We start from the raw sequence: 24,914 nt of genomic DNA on the forward strand, positions 1-24,914 counted from the left end.
TAAGCTGCCCGTCTCAATATGGTGGCGCGATATGACCCAACAATCTCCCTATTCCGCGGCCGTTGCCGAACAACGTCATCAGGAGTGGCTGCGCTTTGTGGCGCTGCTACAGCAGGCCTATGCGCAGGATCTGCATCTGCCGCTGCTGCAGCTAATGCTAACCCCTGATGAGCGCGAAGCGCTGGGAACCCGGGTGCGCATTATCGAAGAGCTGCTGCGCGGCGAGATGAGCCAGCGCGAGCTGAAAAATGAGCTCGGCGCCGGCATTGCGACCATTACCCGCGGGTCGAACAGCCTGAAGTCGGCGCCGGTTGAGCTGCGCCAGTGGCTGGAGCAGACGCTGCTGGCTAGCGATAAATAGCGTTGTGGAACGGACTTAACGCCAGCACGACCGCCTGATGGTAAACGCTGCTGCGGGTTAATTTGCCGCCGGTGAAAACCCCAATCGCCCCCTCTTTACGACCGATCTGATCGATGCCGGTATACTGCGACATGACCGGCCCGAGGGCTTCGCCAGCGCGAACCTGCTCAAGAATAACGTCAGGCAACGGCAGCGTGGCTGAGCGCGCTTCTCCGCGCTGGCTGGCGCTTTCGATGACCACCCAGCTAAAGGTACTGCCATCGTCAATTCCGGCTTCGATGGCGACCCAGAAATCGGCATGGGGCTGGGCGAGGCGCGCATTGGCGACGCGATTTCGTGCGCCAGCGCGCGTTTCCTCGCTGCCGAAGGGCTGTTCCGGCACGCCGCTCTCGACGGATACGGACTCAATGTGGCAGGATCCTTCGCCGAAAATCTCGTCAAAAGCCTGCAGAATTGCCTGAATTTTGGCGGGATTAGTGGTCGCTGAGACAACATGGTGCATAATCAAAACAACTCAGAATAAACTAACGTCATCGCAGTATACTCTAAATCACCCCCAGGGCAGGCGGTAATGCCCGAAAGCGGTCGATAACGAGTTCAGAACGGAAAAAAAGCATGTTACAGGTATACCTTGTTCGCCACGGTGAAACGCAGTGGAACGCCGAGCGACGTATTCAGGGTCAGTCCGACAGCCCGCTGACCGCACACGGTGAGCGCCAGGCCTGGCAGGTTGGCGAGCGCGCCAGAACGCTGGGGATCACCCATATCATTACCAGCGATCTGGGACGAACCCGCCGCACAGCAGAGATTATCGCCGAAGCCTGCGGCTGCAGCGTGATCGCCGATGCGCGCCTGCGCGAGCTGGATATGGGGGTGCTGGAGAAGCGCCATATCGACTCGCTCAGCGAAGAAGAAGAGGGCTGGCGCCGCCAGCTGGTCAACGGCACGCCGGATGGTCGTATTCCTCAGGGCGAATCGATGCAGGAGCTTAGCGAACGCATGCATGCGGCGCTGGCAGCCTGTCTGGAATTACCGGCCGGTAGTCGACCACTGCTGGTGAGTCATGGTATCGCGCTGGGCTGCCTGGTGAGCACGATTTTAGGGCTGCCGGCGTACGCAGAGCGTCGTCTGCGTCTGCGCAACTGCTCTATCTCGCGCGTCGATTATCAGCAGAGCCCGTGGCTGGCTTCCGGCTGGGTGGTGGAAACGGCGGGCGACGTCTCGCATCTTGACGCCCCCGCGATGGACGAGCTGCAGCGTTAACGGCGGATCGGGATCAGATATTCGCAGCGCAACTGAATCGGCGTGTCCTGATCCCGGCTTTCATCTTCAGGATAGAAGCGTTCAATATCCAGCCCCTTGCGACGCGTCAGGTTCAGCATCGGCATGCAGGTGCCGTAGACCGTCAGGATGAATTCCTGCAGGCCGGTACCCAGCCCTTCATACGTAAACATGACATACTCGCCGCCCTCCAGCGTCACCGGATGGGCGTTCTGCAGGTGGCCGTTAGCCATCTCCGGCGTCAGCGCGGTGGTATAGAACACTTCCTGTTCATCGTCTTTCTCCAGGCTCGGACGCGGTTCATGCAGCCCATAGAGCACCGGGGGGATCGACGGCGAGTTGCCGAGGAAATCGCGCCAGAACTGGACCCGCATCTGGTTGCGGAAGTCGGAGATTTCCTCCAGCTTACAGGTATAGCTCTGGGTTACCCCCAGCAGTTGAGTCGTGGGCAGGGCGACAAATTCATGTTTCGGCAGGGTAAACTCGCCAAGACGCAGCGGCGGACGCATACCGAACGAGCTCCAGTCCGGCGAGCGGCGGTAGAGCGCCGGCGTCAGCGAGAACTGCTTCTTAAACGCCCGGGTGAAGGTCTGCTGGGAGTCGAAACGGTACTGCAGCGCAATATCAAGGATTGGACGGGCGGTAAGGCGTAATGCGACAGCTGATTTCGACAACCGGCGCGCGCGAATATAGGCACCGATGGCATGGCCGGTGACATCCTTAAACATTCGCTGCAAATGCCACTTGGAATAACCCGCCTTCGCCGCCACATTGTCCAGAGAAAGCGGCTGATCCAGGTGACCTTCCAGCCAGCTAAGGAGATCGCGAATAATCCCTGCTTGATCCATAAAATGTCCCCATCCTTAAACACAGGTGCCTGATATTAAAGTAGCGGATAATAGCATTTTTTGATGTTTTAGCATTCAGTGTTTTTTTTGCTTTTAAATGCGGTAGGTGCGTGGATCTGAACGAGAATTTTGTAAAGCTGTGATCTATAAACCTTTTCCGCAAAGTGCGTGATAATCACTCAGCTATATTTTTTAAGAATGGTAACAATATGAAATACAAGAAGTTTGCGATGGGCCTGCTGCTGCTGGCCGGCTGCCAGGTCGCTCAGGCGGAGCAGATTGGTTCCGTGGATACGGTCTTCAAATGGTTAGGGCCGGATCACAAAATTGTCGTCGAAGCCTTTGACGATCCGGATGTGCAGAACGTGACCTGCTATATCAGCCGGGCGAAGACCGGCGGGATCAAAGGCGGGCTGGGTCTGGCGGAAGATACCTCCGACGCGGCCATCTCCTGCCAGCAGGTCGGGCCGATTGAGCTGACGGACAAAATCAAAAATGGCAAAAGCCAGGGCGACGTGGTGTTCCAGAAGCGCACCTCGCTGGTGTTTAAAAAGCTACAGGTCGTTCGCTTCTATGATGCGAAACGCAATGCGCTGGTCTACCTGACCTATTCGGATAAAGTGGTTGATGGTTCGCCGAAGAACGCCATCAGCGCCGTGCCGATTATGCCCTGGAATAAATAAACGGGAGCGCGCATGCAGCAGCCACGGATTTGGTTAGTTGAGGATGAACAGAGTATCGCCGATACCCTGGTTTATATGCTCCAGCAGGAGGGCTTCCAGGTCACCGTCTTTGACCGCGGGTTGCCCGCGCTGGAGGCGGCGGCGCATCAGGCGCCCGATGTGGCCATTCTCGACGTCGGCTTGCCGGATATCAGCGGCTTCGAGCTCTGTCGGCGCCTACTGACGCGCTTTCCGGCGCTGCCGGTGCTGTTTCTGACGGCGCGGAGCGACGAGGTCGATAAGCTGCTGGGGCTGGAAATCGGCGCTGACGATTACATCGCCAAGCCGTTTTCGCCGCGCGAAGTCTGCGCGCGGGTGCGCAGCGTGCTGCGGCGGCTGCAAAAATTCGCCGTGCCTTCGTCGGTAGTTCGCGTCGGCGAGTTTGTGCTTGACGAGCAGGCGGCGTCGATAAGCTGGTTCGGCCAGCCGCTGAACCTGACGCGCTATGAATTTCTGCTGTTGAAAACGCTGCTTCACGCGCCCGGTCGCGTCTTCTCCCGCCAGCAGCTGATGGAGCTGGTGTGGAGCGATGCTTGGGAAAGCCTCGACCGCACCGTCGACACCCACATCAAAACCCTGCGCGCTAAACTGCGGGTCGTTAATCCTGAGGTGGCGCCAATCAATACCCATCGCGGGATGGGCTACAGCCTGGGGCGCGGCTGATGCGCATCGGCATGCGCCTGCTGCTGGGCTATTTTCTTATCGTCGCGATCGCCGCGTGGTTTGTACTGTCGATCTTTGTCCAGGAAGTGAAGCCGGGCGTGCGCCGGGCGACGGAGGGGACCCTCAACGATACCGCCACCCTGCTGGCGGCGCTGGCGCGTGAGGACCTGCTGGCGGCAAACCCGCAGCAGGGCAGGCTGGCGCAGGCCTTTCACCAGCTCAACCAGCAGCGGCTCAACGCCAATATTGGCGGAATTAAAAAGGTGCGGAATGAGTACCGCGTCTATCTGACCGATGCCCGGGGCAAGGTGGTGTTTGACTCGAACGGAGAGGCGACAGGGCAGGACTATTCACGCTGGAACGACGTCTGGCTCACCCTGCGCGGCCAGTACGGCGCGCGCAGTACGCGCAGCGATCCGCATGATGAAGCCAGCTCGGTAATGTATATCGCCGCGCCGGTGATGGATAAGGGGCGGATTATCGGCGTGCTGAGCGTCGGTAAACCCAACCTGGCGATGACGCCGGTCATTCAGCGCAGCGAGCGGAGGATCCTTTGGGCCGGCGGCGCCCTGCTGGGCATTGCCCTGTTGATTGGCTGCGGCGCCGTCTGGTGGATCAATTTCTCTATCGGCAAGCTGGTGCGCTATGCGGACTCGGTGACCGCTGACCGCCCGCTGCCGCTGCCGGAGGTCGGCAGCAGCGAACTGCGTAAGCTGGCCCAGGCGCTGGAGAGCATGCGGGTGAAACTCGAAGGCAAAAACGCCATCGAAAACTATGTCTATGACCTGACTCACGAGCTGAAAAGTCCGCTGGCGGCCATCCGCGGTGCGGCGGAGATCCTGCGCGAAGAGCCGCCGCCTGCGGTGGCGGCGCGGTTTACTGAGAATATCCTCGCGCAAAATACTCGCATGCAGCTGTTGGTGGAGCGGTTGCTCCAGCAGGCGCGACTGGAAAGCCGGCTGGAGATAAAGCCGCAGCCGGTGTCGATAGATGCGCTATACCAACGCCTGGCGGAAGAGCGCGACATCGCCCTGGCGGCGAAAGCCATCACCCTGCGCTGGCAGGAGAGTGGGATGCTGGTCAATGGCGATGGCGAACTGCTGTCCCAGGCGCTGGGCAATCTGCTCGACAACGCGATTGATTTTACCCCCCAGGGGGGCGAGATCGCCCTGGCAGTAGAGAAACGAAATGCAGAGGTGCGACTGAGCGTAACGGATAACGGATGCGGTATTCCGGAGTATGCCCTGACGCGGATCTTTGATCGGTTCTACTCGCTGCCGCGTGAAGACGGCCATAAGAGCAGCGGCCTTGGGCTGGCCTTCGTTCGTGAAGTCGCGCGCCTGCATCACGGCGATATCCGTCTACACAATCGGCCCGAAGGCGGCGTGGTCGCCACGCTGAGACTTCACCGTCCCTTCACATAGCTTCAAATTCCCCCCACACAACCGCCCTATTGTGAGGCCATCACGATAGGGAGAAAGCTATGTTGAAATCACCGTTATTCTGGAAAATCACCACGTTAATAGGCTGTATTGTGCTGTTATCTCTGCCTTTGATGATAGTCAGGGAGCTCATCAATGAGCGGGCTGATTATCGCAGCGAGGTTGTGGATGCCATTGAACAGAGCACCAGCGGCCCGCAAAAACTCGCCGGGCCGCTGATCGCTATTCCGGTAACCGAGACGCTGACCCGCAGGGAGAACCAAAAAGAGGTCGAATATCAGCGGAGCTGGGAGTACTACTGGCTGCCGGAATCGCTGGCGGTCACCGGCAAACAGACCGCGGAGTCGAGGAGGGTGGGCATCTACAGCGGACAGGTCTGGCATAACGCCCTGCAGATTAAGGCTTCGTTTGATCCGCTGCGTCTGGCGGCGCTGAAAAAAACGAATATTGTCTTAGGCCAGCCGCGACTGGTGGTGAGCGTCGGCGATGCCCGCGGCATTGGCGCCATCCATGCCCCGGAGGTTAACGGCAGCGTATTAAGCGTGGAGCCTGGGCTGGGGATCAGCGGCGATGGGGCGGGCATCCATATGCCGATGCCTGCGCTGGCGGAGGACAACAAGCCGCTTGAGATCGCTTTTTCGCTCGATCTGAACGGGACGGGCGCATTTTCACTGGTGCCGCTCGGGCGCAACAGCGAGCTGCAGCTGACCAGTAACTGGCCGCATCCCGGCTTTCTCGGCAGCTTCCTGCCAACGAAACGCGAAGTGAATGCTGCCGGCTATCGCGCCCACTGGCAAAGCAGCTGGTTCGCCAACGATATGGGCAGCTATTTCAAGGATGATATGGAGATCCCGTGGTCGCGCCTGCCTGCGTTCAGTGTCGATGTCATGTCGCTTGCCGACCAGTATCAGCTAACCGACCGGGCGACAAAATATGCCATCCTGTTAATTGGGTTGACGTTTATGGCCTTTTTCGCTTTCGAAAGCCTGACCCATCGCCCCCTGCATCCGATGCAATATTTGCTGGTGGGCCTATCGCTGGTGCTGTTTTACCTGGTGCTGCTGGCGCTTTCGGAGCACATTGGCTTTACCGCCGCCTGGCTGGCCGCCAGCCTGTCCGGCGCGGTGATGAACGGGATCTACCTCCAGGCGGTGCTCAGGGGATGGCGTAACAGCCTGCTGTTTGTCGCGGCGCTGCTGCTGCTGGACGGGGTGATGTGGTTTCTGCTGCATTCCGAGGACAGCGCGCTGCTGTTGGGTACCGGGGTGCTGGTGCTGGCGCTAAGCAGCCTGATGTTTTTGACCCGGCGAGTGGACTGGTATGCGTTATCGTTACCGAAAGGCAGTGTGCCTCCGCCGCCGTCTGCCGATGACGACAAACTGCGCCTCTGGAAAGAGTGACGGCATAAAAAAACGGCGCCCTCGGGGCGCCGTTTTCACATCATGGCTGCGGAATAAATCGCATTATTCCTGCAGATCGCCACAGAAACGGTAACCTTCACCGTGAATGGTAGCGATGATTTCCGGGGTATCCGGAGTGGATTCGAAGTGTTTACGAATCCGACGAATGGTCACGTCAACGGTACGGTCATGCGGCTTCAGCTCGCGACCGGTCATTTTCTTCAGCAGCTCGGCACGAGACTGAATTTTGCCCGGGTTTTCGCAGAAGTGCAGCATCGCGCGGAATTCACTGCGCGGCAGCTTGTACTGTTCGCCGTTCGGGCTGACCAGGGAACGGCTGTTGATATCGAGTTCCCAGCCGTTGAACTTGTAGCTTTCCACGCTGCGACGCTCTTCGCTCACGGTACCGAGGTTCATGGTACGGGAGAGCAGGTTGCGCGCGCGGATAGTCAGTTCACGCGGGTTAAACGGTTTAGTGATATAGTCGTCAGCGCCGATTTCGAGGCCAAGGATCTTATCCACTTCGTTGTCGCGACCGGTTAAGAACATCAGCGCGACGTCAGCCTGCTCGCGCAGCTCGCGCGCCAGCAGAAGACCATTTTTACCCGGCAGGTTGATATCCATGATCACCAGGTTGATATCATTTTCAGACAGGATCTGATGCATTTCCGCGCCATCGGTCGCTTCGAATACATCGTAACCTTCTGCTTCGAAAATACTTTTTAACGTGTTGCGTGTTACCAACTCGTCTTCAACGATAAGAATGTGCGGGGTCTGCATGTTTGCTACCTAAATTGCCAACTAAATCGAAACAGGAAGTACCAAAGTCCCTGACCTGCCTGCTGCATGTCGCAAATTAACATGCGCGGCGTAACATGACTAAAGTACGTAATTGCGTTCTTGATGCACTTTCCATCAACGTCAACAACATCATTAGCTTGGTCGTGGGTACTTTCCCTCTGGACCCGACGGTGTCAAAAACGGCTGACATCCTAACCATTTTAACAGCAACATAACAGGCTAAGAGAGGCCGAACACCCAATAAAACTACGCTTCGTTGACATATATCAAGTTCAATTGTAGCACGTTAACAGTCTTGTGAAATCATTGCATCGCCATGCTCTTTATAGTCACAATCTTTACCCGGCTCAACTAGTTGCGTGGATAAATTAATAAATACAGTGAATCCAATGCCTGGAACGATGCGTCAGGTGAAATTTCATTGCCCATCATATGGATAAATGGGTTCTGTTAACATACTCCTTGTCATGGCCTCCTGAGAACAGTTTAGATTTTTTTATGGGTAAGAAAACGCAATTTTAGTGATTTTTGTTGCAAATTTGTAAATTTTCACCGCGTAAAATGCGGGGCTCCGCGCCTCGACAACGCCTGAGAGAGAGAAAAAAACCGCAATGCGTTTAACGATTATTTTAGTCGGTCCTGCCCGGGCCGAGAACGTCGGCGCCGCCGCCAGGGCGATGAAAACCATGGGATTTCGCGATCTGCGGATCGTGGACAGTGAAGCCCATCTGGCGCCGGCGGCACGCTGGGTGGCGCACGGCTCAGGCGACATCCTCGATGGCATCACCACCTATTCCACCCTTGCCGAGGCGCTGCACGACGTCGATTTTACCGTCGCCACCACCGCCCGCAGTCGCGCGCGGTTTCACTATTACGCCACGCCGCAGCAGCTGTTGCCGCTGCTGGAGGAGAAGGCGAACTGGATGACCCATACCGCGCTGGTATTTGGCCGTGAAGACGCCGGATTGACCAATGAGGAGCTGGCCCTGGCCGATGTGCTGACCGGCGTGCCGATGGCCGCGGATTATCCTTCGCTAAACCTCGGTCAGTCGGTGATGGTCTACTGCTATCAATTAGCATCGCTTATGCAACAACCGGCGCCCGCCGACGCCGCGGCAGACCATCATCAGCTGCAGGCGTTGCGCCTGCGCGCCCTGGCCTTGCTTTCGCGTCTGGGCGTGGAGGATGATGCCAAACTGGCCGACTGGCTGTCGCAACGAATGGGGCTGCTGCAGCAGCGCGACACGGCAATGTTGCATCGTTTGCTGCATGATATTGAAAAAAACCTGCCAGAATAAAGCTCTGCCATATATTTTAATTATGGTTGTATGTGCTGTTTTTGCGGGCAGTGTTCCGCCGATCTGGATGTTTTTCCTTGTCGGGGTGGCGCAATACGTAAGCTCGCTGAAATGAGGTTAATTGAGAAATTCATTGACTTAAGAGGACAGATACTTTAACCAATATAGGCAGGACACACAGACAGATAAAAATACAGAGTACACAACATCCATGAATCGCATCGGCATGATTACCACCATTATCACCACCACCATTACCACAGGTAACGGTGCGGGCTGACGCGTACAGGAAACACAGAAAAAAGCCCGCACCTGAACAGTGCGGGCTTTTTTTTTGACAAGAGATCAAGGGGTAAGAACCATGCGAGTGTTGAAGTTCGGCGGTACATCAGTGGCAAATGCGGAACGGTTTCTGCGGGTTGCCGATATTCTGGAGAGTAATGCCAGGCAGGGGCAGGTAGCGACCGTCCTGTCTGCCCCGGCGAAGATCACCAACCATCTGGTAGCGATGATTGAAAAGACCATTGGCGGCCAGGATGCCCTCCCCAATATTGCCGACGCTGAACGCATTTTTACCGAACTTCTTCAGGGCCTTGCCGACGCCCAGCCCGCTTTCCCGCTCGCCCAGCTGAAAGCCTTTGTTGAGCAGGAGTTTGCTCAGATTAAGCATGTCCTGCACGGTATCAGCCTGCTGGGTCAGTGCCCGGACAGCGTCAATGCCGCGCTGATCTGCCGAGGCGAAAAGCTCTCCATCGCCATCATGGCGGGTCTGCTGGAAGCCCGTGGTCATAAAGTCAGTGTGATTAACCCGGTGGAAAAACTGCTCGCGGTGGGCCACTATCTGGAATCCACGGTCGATATCGCCGAATCCACCCGCCGCATCGCCGCCAGCCAGATCCCGGCAGACCATATGATCCTGATGGCCGGGTTTACCGCCGGCAATGAGAAGGGCGAGCTGGTGGTGCTGGGGCGCAACGGCTCCGACTATTCGGCTGCGGTACTGGCCGCCTGCCTGCGCGCCGACTGCTGCGAAATCTGGACCGATGTCGACGGCGTGTACACTTGCGACCCGCGCCAGGTGCCGGATGCGCGTCTGCTGAAATCGATGTCTTATCAGGAGGCGATGGAGCTCTCCTACTTTGGCGCGAAAGTGCTGCACCCGCGCACCATCGCCCCTATCGCCCAGTTCCAAATCCCATGTCTGATTAAAAATACCGGCAACCCGCAGGCGCCGGGAACGCTCATCGGCGCCAGCCGCGACGAGGACGATCTGCCGGTCAAAGGCATCTCTAACCTCAACAACATGGCGATGTTCAATGTCTCCGGGCCGGGGATGAAAGGCATGGTCGGCATGGCGGCCCGCGTCTTCGCCACCATGTCCCGCGCCGGCATCTCGGTCGTGCTGATCACCCAATCCTCTTCCGAGTACAGCATCAGTTTCTGCGTGCCGCAGAGCGACTGCGCGCGTGCCAAACGGGCGATGGAAGATGAGTTTTATCTCGAGCTGAAAGAGGGGCTGCTGGAGCCGCTGGCCATTATGGAGCGTCTGGCTATTATCTCGGTGGTGGGTGACGGAATGCGCACCCTGCGCGGTATCTCGGCAAAGTTTTTTGCCGCGCTGGCCCGCGCCAATATCAATATCGTGGCGATTGCCCAGGGTTCATCCGAGCGCTCCATTTCGGTGGTGGTCAGCAATGACGACGCCACCACCGGCGTGCGCGTGACCCATCAGATGCTGTTCAACACCGACCAGGTGATCGAAGTGTTCGTCATCGGCGTCGGCGGCGTCGGCGGCGCGCTGCTGGAGCAAATCAAACGCCAGCAGAGTTGGCTGAAGAGCAAACATATCGATCTGCGCGTTTGCGGCGTGGCCAACTCTCAGGCGCTGCTGACCAGCGTGCATGGTCTGAATCTGGAAAACTGGAGTGAGTCGCTGGCGGAGGCGAAAGACCCCTTTAATCTTGGCCGCCTGATCCGCCTGGTAAAAGAGTACCACCTGCTGAATCCGGTGATCGTCGACTGTACCTCCAGCCAGGCGGTCGCCGATCAGTACGCCGACTTCCTGCGCGAAGGTTTCCATGTGGTCACGCCGAATAAAAAGGCCAATACCTCTTCGCTGGATTATTATCATCAGCTGCGCCATGCCGCGAGCAGCTCGCGCCGCAAGTTCCTCTATGACACTAACGTTGGCGCTGGCCTGCCGGTGATTGAGAACCTGCAGAACCTGCTCAACGCCGGCGATGAACTGCGCCATTTCTCCGGGATCCTCTCCGGCTCTCTGTCGTTTATCTTCGGCAAGCTGGATGAGGGCGTGAGTTTCTCGGCGGCGACGGCGATGGCCCGTGAGATGGGGTATACCGAGCCGGATCCGCGCGACGATTTATCCGGGGTGGATGTCGCGCGTAAGCTGCTGATTCTGGCCCGTGAGACCGGACGTGAACTGGAGCTGTCGGACATTATCGTCGAGTCGGCGCTGCCGGCGGACTTCGACGCCAGCGGTGATGTTGAGACCTTTATGGCCCGCCTGCCGTCGCTGGATGATGCGTTCGCCTCGCGGATCGCTAAGGCGCGCGATGAAGGTAAAGTCTTGCGCTATGTCGGTAACATCGAAGAGGATGGTACCTGCCGGGTGAAAATTGCCGCCGTTGACGGCAACGATCCGCTGTTCAAAGTCAAAAATGGCGAGAACGCGCTGGCCTTTTACAGCCACTATTATCAGCCATTGCCGCTGGTGCTGCGCGGCTATGGTGCCGGGAACGACGTCACGGCGGCCGGTGTATTCGCCGATCTGCTGCGCACCCTTTCCTGGAAGTTAGGAGTTTAAGATGGTCAAAGTATATGCCCCGGCTTCCAGTGCCAATATGAGCGTCGGGTTTGATGTGTTGGGCGCGGCGGTCACGCCGGTCGATGGCACGCTGCTGGGCGACAACGTTACTGTCGAAGCGGCGGAGCAATTCAGCCTGCAGAATCTGGGACGCTTCGCCAGCAAACTGCCGACGGCGCCGCAGGAGAACATTGTTTACCAGTGCTGGGAAAGCTTTTGCCGGGAGATCGGTAAAACGGTGCCGGTGGCGATGACCCTGGAAAAAAACATGCCGATTGGCTCCGGGCTGGGCTCCAGCGCCTGCTCGGTGGTCGCCGCGCTGGTGGCGATGAACGAGTTTTGCGGTAAGCCGCTGAACGAGACGCGCATGCTGGCGCTGATGGGGGAGATGGAAGGGCGTATCTCCGGCAGCATTCACTACGACAACGTGGCGCCGTGCTATCTTGGCGGCATGCAGTTGATGATCGAAGAGAACGGGATTATCAGCCAGCAGGTGCCCGGGTTTGATGAGTGGCTGTGGGTGCTGGCCTATCCGGGGATTAAAGTATCCACCGCCGAAGCGCGGGCGATTCTGCCGGCGCAGTACCGCCGTCAGGATTGTATCGCCCATGGTCGCCACCTCGCGGGCTTTATTCACGCCTGCTACACCCGCCAGCCGCAGTTGGCGGCAAAATTGATGAAAGATGTGATTGCCGAACCGTACCGAACCAAACTGCTGCCGGGCTTTAGCGAAGCGCGTCAGGCGGCCATGGAGATGGGCGCCCAGGCTTGCGGCATCTCCGGCTCTGGCCCAACGCTGTTCGCGTTGTGCGATAAGCCGGACACCGCACAACGCGTCGCCGACTGGCTTGGCGCGCACTATCTGCAGAATCAGGAAGGCTTTGTTCATATTTGCCGGCTGGACACGGCGGGCGCACGCGTAGTGGGATAACCAATGAAACTGTATAACTTAAAAGATCACAATGAGCAGGTCAGCTTTGCGCAGGCCGTTACCCAGGGACTTGGCAAGCATCAGGGCCTGTTCTTTCCGCACGATCTGCCGGAATTCAGCCTGACTGAAATCGACGACATGCTGGCGCAGGATTTTGTCACCCGCAGCGCCAAAATTTTATCCGCCTTTATCGGCGATGAGATCCCGCAGGATGTCCTGCAGCAGCGGGTCCGCGCGGCGTTTGCGTTTCCGGCGCCGGTGAGCAAGGTTCAGGAGGATGTCGGCTGTCTGGAGCTGTTCCATGGCCCCACGCTGGCGTTCAAGGATTTCGGCGGCCGCTTTATGGCGCAGATGCTGACCCATATCGCAGGCGATAAGCCGGTCACCATCCTCACGGCGACCTCTGGCGATACCGGGGCGGCGGTGGCGCATGCTTTCTACGGACTGCCGAACGTTAAGGTAGTGATCCTCTACCCGCGCGGCAAGATCAGCCCGCTGCAGGAGAAGCTGTTCTGTACTCTCGGCGGCAACATTGAAACCGTGGCGATTGAGGGCGACTTCGACGCCTGCCAGGCGCTGGTGAAGCAGGCGTTTGACGATGAAGAACTGAAGGCGACGCTGGGGCTCAACTCGGCTAACTCCATTAACATCAGCCGCCTGCTGGCGCAGATCTGCTACTACTTCGAAGCGGCGGCGCAGCTGCCGCAGGAAGCCCGCAATCAGCTGGTGATTTCCGTGCCGAGCGGCAACTTCGGCGATCTGACCGCCGGTCTGCTGGCGAAGTCGCTGGGTCTGCCGATCAAACGCTTTATCGCCGCCACCAATGCCAACGACACCGTTCCGCGCTATCTGCAGGGCGGCGAGTGGGCGCCAAAAGCCACCCAGGCGACGCTGTCCAACGCCATGGACGTCAGCCAGCCGAACAACTGGCCGCGTGTCGAAGAGCTGTTCCGCCGTAAAATCTGGCGTCTCAGCGAGCTGGGCTATGCCGCGGTCGATGATGAGACCACCAAAGCGGCAATGCGCGAGCTGAAGGCCATCGGCTACATCTCTGAGCCGCACGCGGCGATTGCCTGGCGCGCGCTGCGCGATCAGCTGCAGCCGGGAGAGTACGGTCTGTTCCTCGGCACCGCCCATCCGGCGAAGTTCAAAGAGAGCGTGGAGGAGATCCTGCAGGAGGCCCTGCCGCTGCCGAAAGAGCTGGCCGACCGCGCCGACCTGCCGCTGCTGTCTCACAACCTGCCGGCGGATTTCGCCGCGCTGCGTAAGCTGATGATGGGCTAAATCCTTACCGTCCCCCTGTTGCGTCGAACGCCGTAGGGGGACCGTTTACTTACTGCTCGTGGCGTTTAAACACCAGTTCGCCTTTCTCCGACGCCTCCGCATCAAAGAAATAGCCTTCGCTATTAAAGGATTTCAGCTGTTCCGGCTGGGTTAAGCGGTTTTCAATAATGTAGCGACTCATCAGGCCACGGGCCTTCTTGGCATAGAAGCTGATCACTTTGAATTTGCCGTTCTTCTCATCGAGGAATACCGGCTTGATCAGCTGGCCCTGCAATTTTTGCGTTTTCACCGATTTAAAATATTCATCGGAAGCCAGGTTGATGACGATATCGTCGCCCTGAGCCTGCAGCGCCTGATTCAGCTTCTCGGTAATGGTCTCGCCCCAGAACTGGTACAGATCTTTGCCGCGGGGGTTTTCCAGACGGATCCCCATCTCCAGGCGGTAGGGCTGCATCAGGTCCAGCGGACGCAGCACGCCATACAGGCCGGAGAGCATGCGCAGGTGTCGCTGGGCGAAGTCAAAGTCGTCCTCCGTGAGCGTCTCTGCCTGCAGGCCGGTGTAGACATCGCCCTTAAAGGCGAGGATCGCCTGGCGGGCATTTTGCGGCGTAAAGTCAGGGTGCCAGTCGTGGAAACGGGTGGCGTTCAGATCCGCCAGCTTGTCGCTGATGCTCATCAGCTTGCCGATTTGCGGCGCGGTCAGCTGACGGGCGATGCTGATAAGCTGTTGAGAATACTCGAGGAGTTCGGGCTGGGTATAGCGAGTCGTTGCCAGCGGGCTTTGATAATCGAGCGTTTTAGCAGGTGAAATCAGAATCAGCATATCCAGTCCTTGCAGGTAATTTCGACGAATTTTAACAAAAAAAGTGCATGGTGGGATCGATAGCTGCGATTGCCGCGCTATTCGCGCGGCAGTTCATTCCACGCGCCCGGGGCCAGCTGTTGGTGAATCTCAGGATAGCGCGACGCATCGAAAGTGGGCTGAATGCCCAGCTGGCGCTGACGCAGATAATCACTGGCGATAATCCGCACCGTCGGGGAGAGCAGCAGGATGGCCGTCAGGTTGGTCATCGCCATCAGCGCCATAATGATATCCGCGCTCTGCCAGACGACCGGCAGGCTAACCAGGGTTCCCAGCAGCACCATCAGGACGGTAAGTATCCGCAGCGCCCAGATATAGCGCGGCTTATCCAGACGCAGAAAGACCAGATTATTTTCCGCGTACAGGTAGTTGGCGACGATAGAGCTAAAGGCGAACAGCAGCACGATGAAAGCGATAAAACCCGCCCCCCAGCCCCCGACCAGCATGCTCATCGCGTGCTGCAGGGCCTGGATGCCGTTGAGCGTATACTCATTGTCGGGGTGAGGCGCCAGCATGACGATAATCGCGCTGGCGGTACAGATGACGATGGTATCAATAAACACGCCAATCATCTGCACGATACCCTGCGCCGCCGGGTGCGGCGGCCAGGAGGCGGCTGCTGCGGCGGCGTTAGGCGAAGAGCCCATTCCTGCTTCATTGGAGAACATGCCGCGCTGAAAGCCGCTGGTCAGCGCCTGGCTGATGGTGTAGCCCACCGCGCCGGCGGCGGCTTCCTGCCAGCCGAAGGCGCAGCGAAAGATGGTGGCGAAAATCGTCGGCAGGGCGGTGATATGCCACAGGCCGATAACCAGGCTGGTGGCGATCCACAGCAGCGCCATGATGGGGACGATCCACTGCATCAGGCGCGCCACGCCGCGTAAACCACGGCGGATGGCCAGCAGAACGACAACGGCCAGCACGCCGCCGCTGACTGCCGCCGGCAGATCGAACGCATAGCGCAGGGCATGGGCCACGGAGTTAGCCTGTACGGTATTGAAGATAAAGCCATAGGCCAGCAGCAGGAGGATCGAAAACAGAACGCCCATCCAGCGCATGCCGAGCCCGCGCGCCATATACCAGGCCGGACCACCGCGAAACTGCCCGCGGCTATCGCGCTCTTTATACAGCTGGGCAAGGGAACATTCGGCGAAGCTGCTGGCCATGCCGAGCAGGGCGGAGACCCACATCCAGAATACGGCGCCGGGCCCGCCGGCGGCGATAGCCAGCGTGACGCCGGCAAGATTGCCGCTGCCGACTCGCGCAGCAAGGCTGGTACAGAGCGCCTGAAAGGAGGTTAAACCGCCCGGCTGCGGGTGCAGGCTTTTTTTCAGGCTGCGGCCAAATTTGCGCACGTAACGGAACTGAATACCCCGGGTTTGCCAGCTAAACCAGATACCGGCGCCCAGCAGCAGATAAATCATCACTGAGCCCCAAAGTATTTCATTGATAAATGAGAGAAAATCAGGCATTAAACATCCTCTTGTCCATGCCGGCACGCCAGTGTAAGCGTTACCAATTAAGTGACAATCCTTGCGCTTTCAGCAAATTAATCTGCATAGTTTATCACACTCTGCGCTCTTCTCTCGTCGGCGGTTGCGCTGACCCGGCAGCGTGTTATCATCTGGGCAGACCGGTTACATCCCCTTAACTGCTGTTTAAGAGAAATATATCATGACGGATAAATTAACTTCTCTGCGTCAGTACACCACTGTCGTCGCTGACACCGGAGATATTGCGGCAATGAAGCTGTATCAGCCTCAGGATGCCACCACCAACCCTTCCCTGATCCTCGGCGCGGCTCAGATCCCTGAGTACCGTAAGCTGATTGACGACGCTGTGGCCTGGGCTCGTAGCCAGAGCAGCGATCGCGCGCAGCAGATCCTCGATGCTTCCGACAAGCTGGCGGTGAACATCGGTCTCGAAATTCTGAAACTGATCCCGGGCCGTATCTCCACCGAAGTGGATGCGCGTCTCTCCTATGACACCGAAGCGTCTATCGCTAAAGCCAAGCGCATCATCAAGCTGTATAACGACGCGGGCATCAGCAACGATCGTATTCTGATCAAGCTGGCTTCCACCTGGCAGGGCATTCGCGCCGCTGAACAGCTGGAAAAAGAGGGCATCAACTGCAACCTGACGCTGCTGTTCTCCTTCGCTCAGGCTCGCGCTTGCGCCGAAGCGGGCGTCTTCCTGATTTCGCCGTTCGTTGGCCGTATCCTCGACTGGTACAAAGCCAACACCGATAAGAAAGAGTACGCGCCGGCAGAAGATCCGGGCGTGGTTTCCGTCAGCGAAATCTACGAGTACTACAAGCAGCACGGTTATGAAACCGTGGTGATGGGCGCCAGCTTCCGTAACGTTGGCGAAATTCTGGAACTGGCTGGCTGTGACCGCCTGACCATCGCCCCGGCGCTGCTGAAAGAGCTGTCCGAAAGCGAAGGCGCCGTTGAGCGTAAACTGGTGTATACCGGTGAAGTGAAAGCGCGTCCGGAGCGTATTACCGAATCTGAGTTCCTGTGGCAGCATAACCAGGATCCGATGGCGGTAGACAAACTGGCGGAAGGTATCCGTAAGTTTGCGATCGACCAGGAAAAACTGGAAAAAATGATCGGCGAACTGCTGTAATCCCGCAGGTGGCCGACGCCCGTCGGCCACATTACACTGTCTGTCCCGCCAGCAGCAGTGTATCATTTCGTTTAACGCCACAGTTTGAACGGAATAACCATGAATACCTTACGAATCGGCTTAGTTTCCATTTCCGATCGCGCCTCCAGCGGCGTCTATCAGGACAAAGGCATCCCGGCACTGGAAGAGTGGCTGGCGCGTGCCCTTACCACCCCTTTTGAACTGCAGACTCGCCTGATCCCGGATGAGCAGGTCATTATTGAGCAAACGCTGTGCGAACTGGTTGACGAGATGGGGTGCCATCTGGTGCTGACCACCGGCGGCACCGGCCCGGCGCGTCGCGATGTGACGCCCGACGCCACGCTGGCGATTGCCGATCGCGAGATGCCGGGCTTCGGCGAGCAAATGCGCCAGGTTAGCCTACACTTTGTGCCGACGGCGATCCTTTCCCGGCAGGTCGGGGTGATCCGCAAGCAGGCGCTGATCCTCAATCTTCCCGGACAACCGAAAGCGATTCAGGAGACCCTGGAAGGGGTGAAAGATGCTGACGGCAACGTGCTGGTGCACGGTATTTTCGCAAGTGTACCTTATTGTGTACAGTTGCTGGAGGGGCCTTATGTGGAAACCGATGGCCGTGTGGTAGAAGCATTTCGTCCAAAAGGTGCCCGACGCGAAACTTTATCCTGAATTTGATGCATTTGTGACATAACATGCATCGCTGATGGTGTGCCGTTTTATTTACGATATAGTGCTGTTTACTTTACACACTATAAAATACGCTGCACGCTTCAGGATGAAATCGCGTTATGTCATATGCAAACCGACCGCTCAACCGCCAGGATTATAAAACGCTGACGCTGGCCGCCCTTGGCGGCGCGCTGGAGTTTTATGACTTTATCATCTTCGTTTTCTTCGCCGCCGTCGTCGGCGAGCTCTTCTTCCCCGCGGATATTCCGGAATGGCTTCGCCAGGTACAGACCTTTGGCATTTTCGCCGCCGGTTACCTGGCGCGTCCGCTGGGGGGGATCATCATGGCCCATTTTGGCGATCTGGTTGGCCGCAAGAAAATGTTTACCCTCAGCATCCTGCTGATGGCGCTGCCGACCCTGGCGATTGGTCTGTTGCCGACCTACAGCTCGGTGGGCATCGTCGCGCCGCTGCTGTTGCTGCTGATGCGTATTCTGCAGGGGGCGGCGATCGGCGGCGAGGTGCCTGGCGCCTGGGTGTTTGTCGCCGAGCATGTTCCGGAAAAACGCATTGGTATCGCCTGCGGCACGCTGACGGCCGGCCTGACCGTAGGCATCCTGCTGGGATCGGTGGTAGCGACGCTTATCAACACCAGCCTGACGCCGCAGGGGATCCACGACGGCGGCTGGCGGATCCCCTTCCTGCTGGGAGGCGTATTTGGTCTGGTGGCGATGTATCTGCGCCGCTGGCTGCAGGAGACGCCGATTTTTCTTGAGATGCAGCAGCGCAAAGCGCTGGCGCAGGAGCTGCCGGTAAAAGCGGTCGTCCTCAAGCACCAGAAGGCGGTGGCGGTCTCTATGCTGCTGACCTGGCTGCTGTCGGCAGGCGTGGTGGTGGTGATCCTGATGTCGCCGGTCTGGCTGCAGAAACACTATGGCTTCGCCCCGGCGATAACCCTGCAGGCCAACAGCATTGCCACGATTATGTTGTGCATCGGCTGTCTGCTCGCCGGGCTGGCGGCGGACCGCTTCGGCGCCAGCCGCACCTTTATCGTCGGCAGCCTGCTGCTGGCGGTTGCCAGCTGGGCGTTTTACCACCTGTCTGGCACCAGCCCGCAGCGGCTGTTTCTGCTCTACGGCACGGTGGGACTCTGTGTGGGCGTGGTGGGGGCGGTGCCTTATGTTATGGTGCGGGCCTTCCCGGCGGAAGTGCGCTTCACCGGCATCTCCTTTTCCTACAATCTGTCGTACGCGATTTTTGGCGGCCTGACGCCAATTGCCGTCACGATGCTGATGGGGGTGTCGCCGATGGCCCCGGCCTGGTATGTGCTGGCCTTGTCGCTGATGGGGCTGGGATTAGGTATCTGGCTGCGTCAGGGGCTGACGGCGGCGAGGTTGCCGGAAGGGGAGCTGCAGCGCTAAGCAGGTTTGCCGATGATGACCAGCCGCCGCCCTGTCACAGGGCGGCGGCGGAAGATTAACGCGGTTCGCCGATCGGCAGCACGGTGCGGCCGAACTGCTCGTTCAGCACTTCGCCCATCGCCAGGTAAATGGCGCTGGCGCCGCAAACCAGGCCGACCCAGCCAGCAACTTTCACGATGCCTTCGTTATCCAGCAGATGACCAATCGCCAGCAGCGCAAACAGCACCGTCAGGCTCAGGAACACGAACTGCAGCATGCGTGCGGCTTTCAGCGTACCGAAGAACATGAACAACGTAAAAATACCCCACAGGCCGAGATACATGCCGAGGAAGTGCGCGTTCGGCGCATCAGCCAGGCCCATTTTCGGCATCAGGAGAATAGCAACCAGCGTCAGCCAGAAGCTGCCGTAGGAGGTAAAAGCGGTCAAGCCAAAGGTATTGCCTTTTTTGTATTCCAGCAGGCCGGCAAAAATTTGCGCAATGCCGCCGTAAAAAATGCCCATCGCCAGGATAGCTACATCGAATGCGAACAGGCCGCTATTCGCCAGGTTAAGCAGAATAGTGGTCATGCCGAAGCCCATAAGGCCCAGCGGTGCCGGATTAGCCAACTTAGTGTTGCCCATAATTCCTCAAAATTATCATTAAAAGGGAAGCATTACCCCGCGACTTGGCGGCGGGGCGCGGCATAATAATGAGGCGCGGAAAGGCTGTCTATGATCTGGCGGGGTATTTTTCACCAATTTCAGTTGTGCCCGACGACGAGTGGAGCATTTGTCGTAAACAGGCAATATGCAGAACCGCGGGGATGGTGACCCGATAAGCGCTGCCGCTTACCGCTTTCACGCTGTTCAGCGCGGCGCCAAGCGGCCCCCCCAGCCCGGCGCCGCGTACCAGGCCATGGCCGATGACGCTCACGGCGGCGTGCGTGCGCAGGATGGCGGTTAACCGCTCATCCAGTAGCAGGGCAACGCCTTCACTCAGCTTGCGGCGCCTCAACAGATGGGGCAGCAGGCTTTCCAGCTCATGACTCCGGCACTCCACCGCGGCGAGAAACTGCGTTTTTTGTTCCTCATCCAGCTTATTCCAGCTGTGCTGCAGAAAATGCGTCAACAACTGTTGCTCGATCTGCGGCGTCGTCATCTGTTTATCGACCTTCGCCTTTAGCCTTTTACACACATCCAGCAGGATGGCGCGATAAAATTTGCCATGGCGGCGCAGCGTATTGGCGATGCTGTCGCCGCCGAAATGCTGTAGCTCGCCGGCGATCAACTGCCAGTTGCGGCGATAGCGCTCCGGGTGGCCCTCCATAGACAGAAAGGTCTCGTTGCGCAGAAGCGTACTGGAGAGACGGGGTTTGCCATTTTCCCCGTGGGTCAGAATACGGGTAAACGCTTCCAGATGCGCCTCGCTGCACTCAGGCAGAAAGGCGAGATCGTCATCATCCAGATAGTTAATATGCATAACGTTTTCTCTCGGGCAGGGGACGACGTTAGTCGTCGCCGATAATTTTCAGTGAGGCCATATCTGAGGAGTTGACCGTGTGGCCGGAGAAGGCGATTTTTTTCACACAGCGCTTGTTGTCGTTATCGCTGTTGAGGGAGATCCAGCCGGTGGTGTGGCCCTCTTTGATCCCGGCGGGCACGTTCAGGGTGTGGCTGGCGCCGTGGCTGGCCTTAAAGTAGACCGTTGCTCCGGAGAGCTGAATATCGCCGCGTTCGGCGCTGAGCTGAATACGTTTGACCACCCGGCAGACGGGGAGCTTCAGCGTCAGATCGTTGGTCTCATTGCGCGGCATGGCTATCACGCCGAGGATCTTATGGTCGTTGGCGGCCGCCGAGGTGATAACTGACACGCTAAGGATAAGCCCGGCTGATAGCCGGAATAGTGATTTCATTAATCTGTCCCCTGAATAAGTAAAGTGCGAGGGCGGGGATCTTATCACTGCGAAAACGGGGCTTTTAGCGCACAAGTATTGCGTTTTATGTCAATGATATTATGAATATATTCGGTTTTTTTATTCGTTACTTGTATGGGTGTTTCGCCATCTTTTTTGCCGCCCGACAACATCGTTTGCTAAGCCATCGACGGCAGCGGGCGAGGGCGTCGGCTGGCCTCCGACAAAAAATTTTTCTGCTTGCCCCTTGATGCCGGGGTGGGCGACCCCATCTTGTAGTCAACCGCAGTGAAGAACCTGAAAAAAAATGATGTCTGGGCAGTTGAAACCGCACGTTTCGCCCTTATTACAGGTTCACAACCACATGTTGATCGAATTTTTAGTGGAGACGTTTAGATGGGTAAAATTATTGGTATCGACCTGGGTACTACCAACTCTTGTGTAGCGATTATGGATGGCACTACTGCACGCGTGCTGGAGAACGCCGAAGGCGATCGCACCACGCCTTCTATCATTGCCTATACCCAGGATGGTGAAACTCTGGTTGGTCAGCCGGCTAAACGTCAGGCAGTGACAAACCCGCAAAACACCCTGTTTGCGATTAAACGCCTGATTGGCCGCCGCTTCCAGGACGAAGAAGTTCAGCGTGACGTTTCTATCATGCCATACAAAATTGTTGCCGCAGACAATGGCGACGCATGGCTGGATGTGAAGGGCACCAAAACTGCACCGCCGCAGATCTCTGCTGAAGTGCTGAAAAAAATGAAGAAAACGGCTGAAGATTACCTGGGTGAACCGGTAACTGAAGCGGTTATCACCGTACCGGCTTACTTCAACGATGCGCAGCGTCAGGCAACCAAAGATGCTGGCCGTATCGCCGGTCTGGAAGTCAAACGTATCATCAACGAACCGACCGCGGCCGCGCTGGCGTACGGTCTGGATAAAGAAGTGGGCAACCGCACGATCGCGGTTTACGACCTCGGTGGTGGTACTTTCGATATCTCTATTATCGAAATCGACGAAGTTGATGGCGAAAAAACCTTCGAAGTACTGGCGACCAACGGTGATACCCACCTGGGCGGCGAAGACTTCGATACCCGTCTGATCAACTACCTCGTTGATGAATTTAAGAAAGATCAGGGCATTGACCTGCGCAACGACCCGCTGGCGATGCAGCGCCTGAAAGAAGCCGCTGAGAAAGCGAAGATTGAACTGTCTTCTGCTCAGCAGACCGACGTTAACCTGCCGTACATCACGGCAGACGCGACCGGTCCGAAACACATGAACATCAAAGTGACGCGTGCGAAACTGGAAAGCCTGGTAGAAGACCTGGTTAACCGTTCCATCGAGCCGCTGAAAGTGGCCCTGCAGGATGCCGGTCTGTCCGTTTCCGATATCAACGACGTCATCCTCGTTGGTGGTCAGACTCGTATGCCGATGGTGCAGAAGAAAGTGGCCGAGTTCTTTGGTAAAGAACCGCGTAAAGACGTTAACCCGGACGAAGCCGTGGCGATCGGTGCTGCCGTTCAGGGCGGTGTACTGACCGGTGATGTGAAAGACGTTCTGCTGCTCGACGTGACCCCGCTGTCGCTGGGTATCGAAACCATGGGCGGCGTGATGACTGCGCTGATCAGCAAAAACACCACTATCCCGACCAAGCACAGCCAGGTGTTCTCTACCGCTGAAGACAACCAGTCCGCGGTTACCATCCATGTGCTGCAGGGTGAGCGTAAACGCGCGTCTGATAACAAATCTCTGGGTCAGTTCAACCTGGATGGCATTAACCCGGCGCCGCGTGGCATGCCGCAGATCGAAGTGACCTTTGACATCGATGCTGACGGTATCCTGCACGTCTCCGCGAAAGACAAAAACAGCGGTAAAGAGCAGAAGATCACCATCAAAGCGTCTTCCGGTCTGAATGAAGAAGAAATTCAGAAAATGGTTCGCGAAGCGGAAGCTAACGCCGAATCTGACCGTAAGTTCGAAGAGCTGGTACAGACCCGTAACCAGGGCGACCATCTGCTGCACAGCACTCGCAAGCAGGTTGAAGAAGCAGGCGATAAACTGCCGGCTGACGACAAAACTGCCATCGAGTCTGCGCTGACTGCGCTGGAAACTTCGCTGAAAGGTGAAGACAAAGCGGACATCGAAGCGAAAATGCAGGCGCTGGCGCAGGTTTCCCAGAAGCTGATGGAAATCGCCCAGCAGCAGCATGCGCAGCAGCAGGCGGGTTCCGCTGACGCTCAGGCGAGCAACGCGAAAGACGACGATGTTGTCGACGCTGAGTTCGAAGAAGTGAAAGATAAAAAATAATCGCCCTTTGAACGGGTAAAACACTGGCACGGGCGAAGAGGTTTCCTCTCCGCCCGTGCACGCATGTTAAGGGGCTGAAAAACACCGATGGCAAAGCAAGATTACTACGAGATTTTAGGCGTCTCCAAAACAGCGGAAGAGCGTGAAATCAAAAAGGCTTATAAGCGCCTGGCCATGAAGTATCACCCGGACCGCAACCAGGGTGATAAAGAGGCCGAAGCCAAATTTAAAGAAATCAAAGAAGCGTATGAAATCCTGACTGATGCCCAGAAGCGTGCGGCCTACGATCAGTACGGCCATGCGGCCTTTGAGCAGGGCGGCATGGGCGGCGGCGGCGGTTTTGGCGGCGGTGCGGACTTCAGCGATATCTTTGGCGATGTTTTCGGCGATATCTTTGGCGGCGGACGTGGCCGGCAGCGCGCGGCGCGCGGCGCCGATCTCCGTTACAACATGGAGCTGACGCTGGAAGAAGCGGTTCGTGGCGTCACCAAAGAGATCCGTATTCCGACGCTGGAAGAGTGCGACGTCTGCCACGGCAGCGGCGCCAAAGCAGGCAGCAAACCGCAGACCTGTCCGACCTGTCATGGCGCGGGCCAGGTACAGATGCGTCAGGGCTTCTTTGCGGTACAGCAGACCTGTCCGCACTGTCAGGGACGCGGTACGCTGATTAAAGATCCGTGCAATAAATGTCATGGTCACGGCCGCGTTGAGAAGACCAAAACCCTGTCGGTTAAAATCCCGGCGGGCGTGGATACCGGCGACCGGATCCGTCTGGCGGGCGAAGGCGAAGCCGGCGAGCATGGCGCACCGGCAGGGGATCTGTACGTTCAGGTTCAGGTGAAGCAGCACGCTATCTTTGAGCGTGAAGGTAATAACCTGTACTGCGAAGTGCCGATCAACTTCACTATGGCTGCGCTGGGCGGTGAGATTGAGGTCCCGACGCTCGACGGTCGCGTCAACCTGAAAATTCCGGGTGAAACCCAGACCGGCAAGCTGTTCCGCATGCGTGGGAAAGGCGTGAAATCCGTTCGCGGCGGCGCGCAGGGCGATCTGCTGTGCCGGGTGGTGGTGGAGACGCCGGTGGGGCTGAACGAGAAGCAGAAGCAGCTGCTGAAAGAGCTGCAGGAAAGCTTCGGCGGCCCGACCGGGGAAAACAACAGCCCGCGTTCGAAAAGCTTCTTTGACGGTGTGAAGAAGTTTTTTGATGATTTGACTCGTTAATCATTTCCGTCATTGCTGATAAAAAGCCTGAGATTGA

At 57.6% G+C, this 24,914-nt stretch carries 25 protein-coding genes and 1 other annotated feature; of the genes, 17 read left to right on the forward strand and 8 right to left on the reverse strand.

Annotated features, from left to right (window positions below):
* The first annotated feature begins 31 nt into the window (after positions 1–31).
* A complete protein-coding gene (trpR, locus tag L2I46_RS22765; RefSeq protein ID WP_004204213.1) occupies positions 32–361 on the forward strand; it encodes a trp operon repressor in 330 nt (109 codons plus the stop codon).
* Here trpR and yjjX read toward each other — a convergent pair.
* Entirely contained in the window at positions 348–863 is a 516-nt protein-coding gene (gene yjjX / locus L2I46_RS22770) for an inosine/xanthosine triphosphatase (RefSeq protein ID WP_032452387.1), read from the reverse strand. The two genes, trpR and yjjX, sit on opposite strands and share 14 nt — an antisense overlap.
* A gap of 113 nt (positions 864–976) precedes the next feature.
* On the opposite strand from yjjX, the gene gpmB reads away from it, so the two are divergent.
* Complete coding sequence (gpmB, locus tag L2I46_RS22775) at positions 977–1,624, forward strand: 2,3-diphosphoglycerate-dependent phosphoglycerate mutase GpmB (RefSeq protein ID WP_004204216.1); 648 nt, start codon at positions 977–979, stop codon at positions 1,622–1,624.
* Here the strand turns inward: gpmB and robA are convergent.
* Positions 1,621–2,490, reverse strand: coding sequence for an MDR efflux pump AcrAB transcriptional activator RobA (gene robA, locus L2I46_RS22780; protein ID WP_023291903.1), 870 nt, complete (start codon positions 2,488–2,490; stop codon positions 1,621–1,623). The two genes, gpmB and robA, sit on opposite strands and share 4 nt — an antisense overlap.
* Positions 2,491–2,699: 209 nt before the next feature.
* Here robA and creA point away from each other — a divergent pair, with 209 nt between their 5' ends.
* The 4 genes from creA to creD are packed head-to-tail and all read left to right on the forward strand — an operon-like array spanning position 2,700 to position 6,717.
* Positions 2,700–3,173 carry a protein CreA gene (creA, locus tag L2I46_RS22785; RefSeq protein WP_009309170.1) on the forward strand — a complete coding sequence of 158 codons (474 nt, stop codon included), beginning with the start codon at positions 2,700–2,702 and terminating at the stop codon, positions 3,171–3,173.
* Between the two features lie 12 nt (positions 3,174–3,185).
* Complete coding sequence (gene creB, locus L2I46_RS22790) at positions 3,186–3,875, forward strand: two-component system response regulator CreB (RefSeq protein WP_105491193.1); 690 nt, start codon at positions 3,186–3,188, stop codon at positions 3,873–3,875.
* On the forward strand, positions 3,875–5,299 hold the full coding sequence (gene creC, locus L2I46_RS22795; RefSeq protein WP_121936411.1) for a two-component system sensor histidine kinase CreC: 1,425 nt from the start codon (positions 3,875–3,877) through the stop codon (positions 5,297–5,299). Before creB ends, creC begins: the two co-directional genes overlap by 1 nt.
* A 59-nt stretch (positions 5,300–5,358) precedes the next feature.
* Entirely contained in the window at positions 5,359–6,717 is a 1,359-nt protein-coding gene (gene creD, locus L2I46_RS22800; RefSeq protein WP_176221069.1) for a cell envelope integrity protein CreD, read from the forward strand.
* Between the two features lie 63 nt (positions 6,718–6,780).
* Here the strand turns inward: creD and arcA are convergent, their stop codons facing one another.
* Positions 6,781–7,497, reverse strand: a complete 717-nt coding sequence (gene arcA / locus L2I46_RS22805; RefSeq protein WP_002887843.1) for a two-component system response regulator ArcA — start codon at positions 7,495–7,497, stop codon at positions 6,781–6,783.
* A gap of 95 nt (positions 7,498–7,592) precedes the next feature.
* Between arcA and yjjY the strand changes: the two genes are divergently transcribed.
* From yjjY to thrC, 6 genes are all read left to right on the forward strand, one after another.
* The gene (gene yjjY, locus L2I46_RS22810) at positions 7,593–7,733 is read left to right on the forward strand and encodes a protein YjjY (protein WP_004146984.1); all 141 of its coding nucleotides are present in this window, start codon (positions 7,593–7,595) and stop codon (positions 7,731–7,733) included.
* Positions 7,734–8,129: 396 nt separating this feature from the next.
* Positions 8,130–8,816, forward strand: coding sequence for a tRNA/rRNA methyltransferase (locus L2I46_RS22815; protein ID WP_121936410.1), 687 nt, complete (start codon positions 8,130–8,132; stop codon positions 8,814–8,816).
* 211 nt (positions 8,817–9,027) lie between these two features.
* On the forward strand, positions 9,028–9,096 hold the full coding sequence (gene thrL, locus L2I46_RS22820; protein WP_004222578.1) for a thr operon leader peptide: 69 nt from the start codon (positions 9,028–9,030) through the stop codon (positions 9,094–9,096).
* Positions 9,035–9,152: a sequence feature (Thr leader region), on the forward strand. (Overlaps the previous gene by 62 nt.)
* A 25-nt stretch (positions 9,153–9,177) precedes the next feature.
* Positions 9,178–11,640 carry a bifunctional aspartate kinase/homoserine dehydrogenase I gene (gene thrA / locus L2I46_RS22825; RefSeq protein ID WP_194859263.1) on the forward strand — a complete coding sequence of 821 codons (2,463 nt, stop codon included), beginning with the start codon at positions 9,178–9,180 and terminating at the stop codon, positions 11,638–11,640.
* A 1-nt stretch (position 11,641) separates the two neighbouring features.
* Positions 11,642–12,571: a homoserine kinase gene (gene thrB, locus L2I46_RS22830; protein ID WP_002887853.1), complete on the forward strand. Its 930-nt coding sequence runs from the start codon at positions 11,642–11,644 to the stop codon at positions 12,569–12,571.
* A 3-nt stretch (positions 12,572–12,574) separates the two neighbouring features.
* Entirely contained in the window at positions 12,575–13,855 is a 1,281-nt protein-coding gene (thrC, locus tag L2I46_RS22835; RefSeq protein ID WP_121936409.1) for a threonine synthase, read from the forward strand.
* Positions 13,856–13,904: 49 nt separating this feature from the next.
* Here thrC and yaaA read toward each other — a convergent pair whose 3' ends face one another.
* Positions 13,905–14,678: a peroxide stress protein YaaA gene (gene yaaA, locus L2I46_RS22840; RefSeq protein ID WP_032452393.1), complete on the reverse strand. Its 774-nt coding sequence runs from the start codon at positions 14,676–14,678 to the stop codon at positions 13,905–13,907.
* 77 nt (positions 14,679–14,755) lie between these two features.
* A complete protein-coding gene (locus L2I46_RS22845) occupies positions 14,756–16,186 on the reverse strand; it encodes an alanine/glycine:cation symporter family protein (protein ID WP_023291911.1) in 1,431 nt (476 codons plus the stop codon).
* A gap of 202 nt (positions 16,187–16,388) precedes the next feature.
* Here L2I46_RS22845 and tal point away from each other — a divergent pair, with 202 nt between their 5' ends.
* From tal to L2I46_RS22860, 3 genes are all read left to right on the forward strand, one after another.
* Positions 16,389–17,342: a transaldolase gene (tal, locus tag L2I46_RS22850; RefSeq protein ID WP_004204228.1), complete on the forward strand. Its 954-nt coding sequence runs from the start codon at positions 16,389–16,391 to the stop codon at positions 17,340–17,342.
* Between the two features lie 99 nt (positions 17,343–17,441).
* Positions 17,442–18,029, forward strand: coding sequence for a molybdopterin adenylyltransferase (mog, locus tag L2I46_RS22855; RefSeq protein WP_236948234.1), 588 nt, complete (start codon positions 17,442–17,444; stop codon positions 18,027–18,029).
* A 119-nt stretch (positions 18,030–18,148) separates the two neighbouring features.
* The gene (locus L2I46_RS22860; RefSeq protein ID WP_072421120.1) at positions 18,149–19,450 is read left to right on the forward strand and encodes an MFS transporter; all 1,302 of its coding nucleotides are present in this window, start codon (positions 18,149–18,151) and stop codon (positions 19,448–19,450) included.
* Positions 19,451–19,505: 55 nt separating this feature from the next.
* Here L2I46_RS22860 and satP read toward each other — a convergent pair whose 3' ends face one another.
* From satP to L2I46_RS22875, 3 genes are all read right to left on the reverse strand, one after another.
* On the reverse strand, positions 19,506–20,072 hold the full coding sequence (gene satP, locus L2I46_RS22865) for an acetate uptake transporter (RefSeq protein WP_044525313.1): 567 nt from the start codon (positions 20,070–20,072) through the stop codon (positions 19,506–19,508).
* 88 nt (positions 20,073–20,160) lie between these two features.
* Complete coding sequence (gene msyB, locus L2I46_RS22870) at positions 20,161–20,910, reverse strand: acidic protein MsyB (RefSeq protein WP_050534023.1); 750 nt, start codon at positions 20,908–20,910, stop codon at positions 20,161–20,163.
* Between the two features lie 28 nt (positions 20,911–20,938).
* Positions 20,939–21,343: a DUF2541 family protein gene (locus L2I46_RS22875; protein WP_023291916.1), complete on the reverse strand. Its 405-nt coding sequence runs from the start codon at positions 21,341–21,343 to the stop codon at positions 20,939–20,941.
* Between the two features lie 396 nt (positions 21,344–21,739).
* Here L2I46_RS22875 and dnaK point away from each other — a divergent pair, with 396 nt between their 5' ends.
* Together dnaK and dnaJ are read left to right on the forward strand one after the other, a co-directional pair.
* Entirely contained in the window at positions 21,740–23,656 is a 1,917-nt protein-coding gene (gene dnaK / locus L2I46_RS22880) for a molecular chaperone DnaK (protein ID WP_023291917.1), read from the forward strand.
* An 87-nt stretch (positions 23,657–23,743) separates the two neighbouring features.
* Positions 23,744–24,877: a molecular chaperone DnaJ gene (gene dnaJ, locus L2I46_RS22885; protein ID WP_002887955.1), complete on the forward strand. Its 1,134-nt coding sequence runs from the start codon at positions 23,744–23,746 to the stop codon at positions 24,875–24,877.
* Positions 24,878–24,914 lie beyond the last annotated feature (37 nt).

It is taken from the genome of Klebsiella sp. 2019SCSN059, assembly GCF_021739525.1.
GTDB lineage: Bacteria > Pseudomonadota > Gammaproteobacteria > Enterobacterales > Enterobacteriaceae > Klebsiella > Klebsiella quasipneumoniae.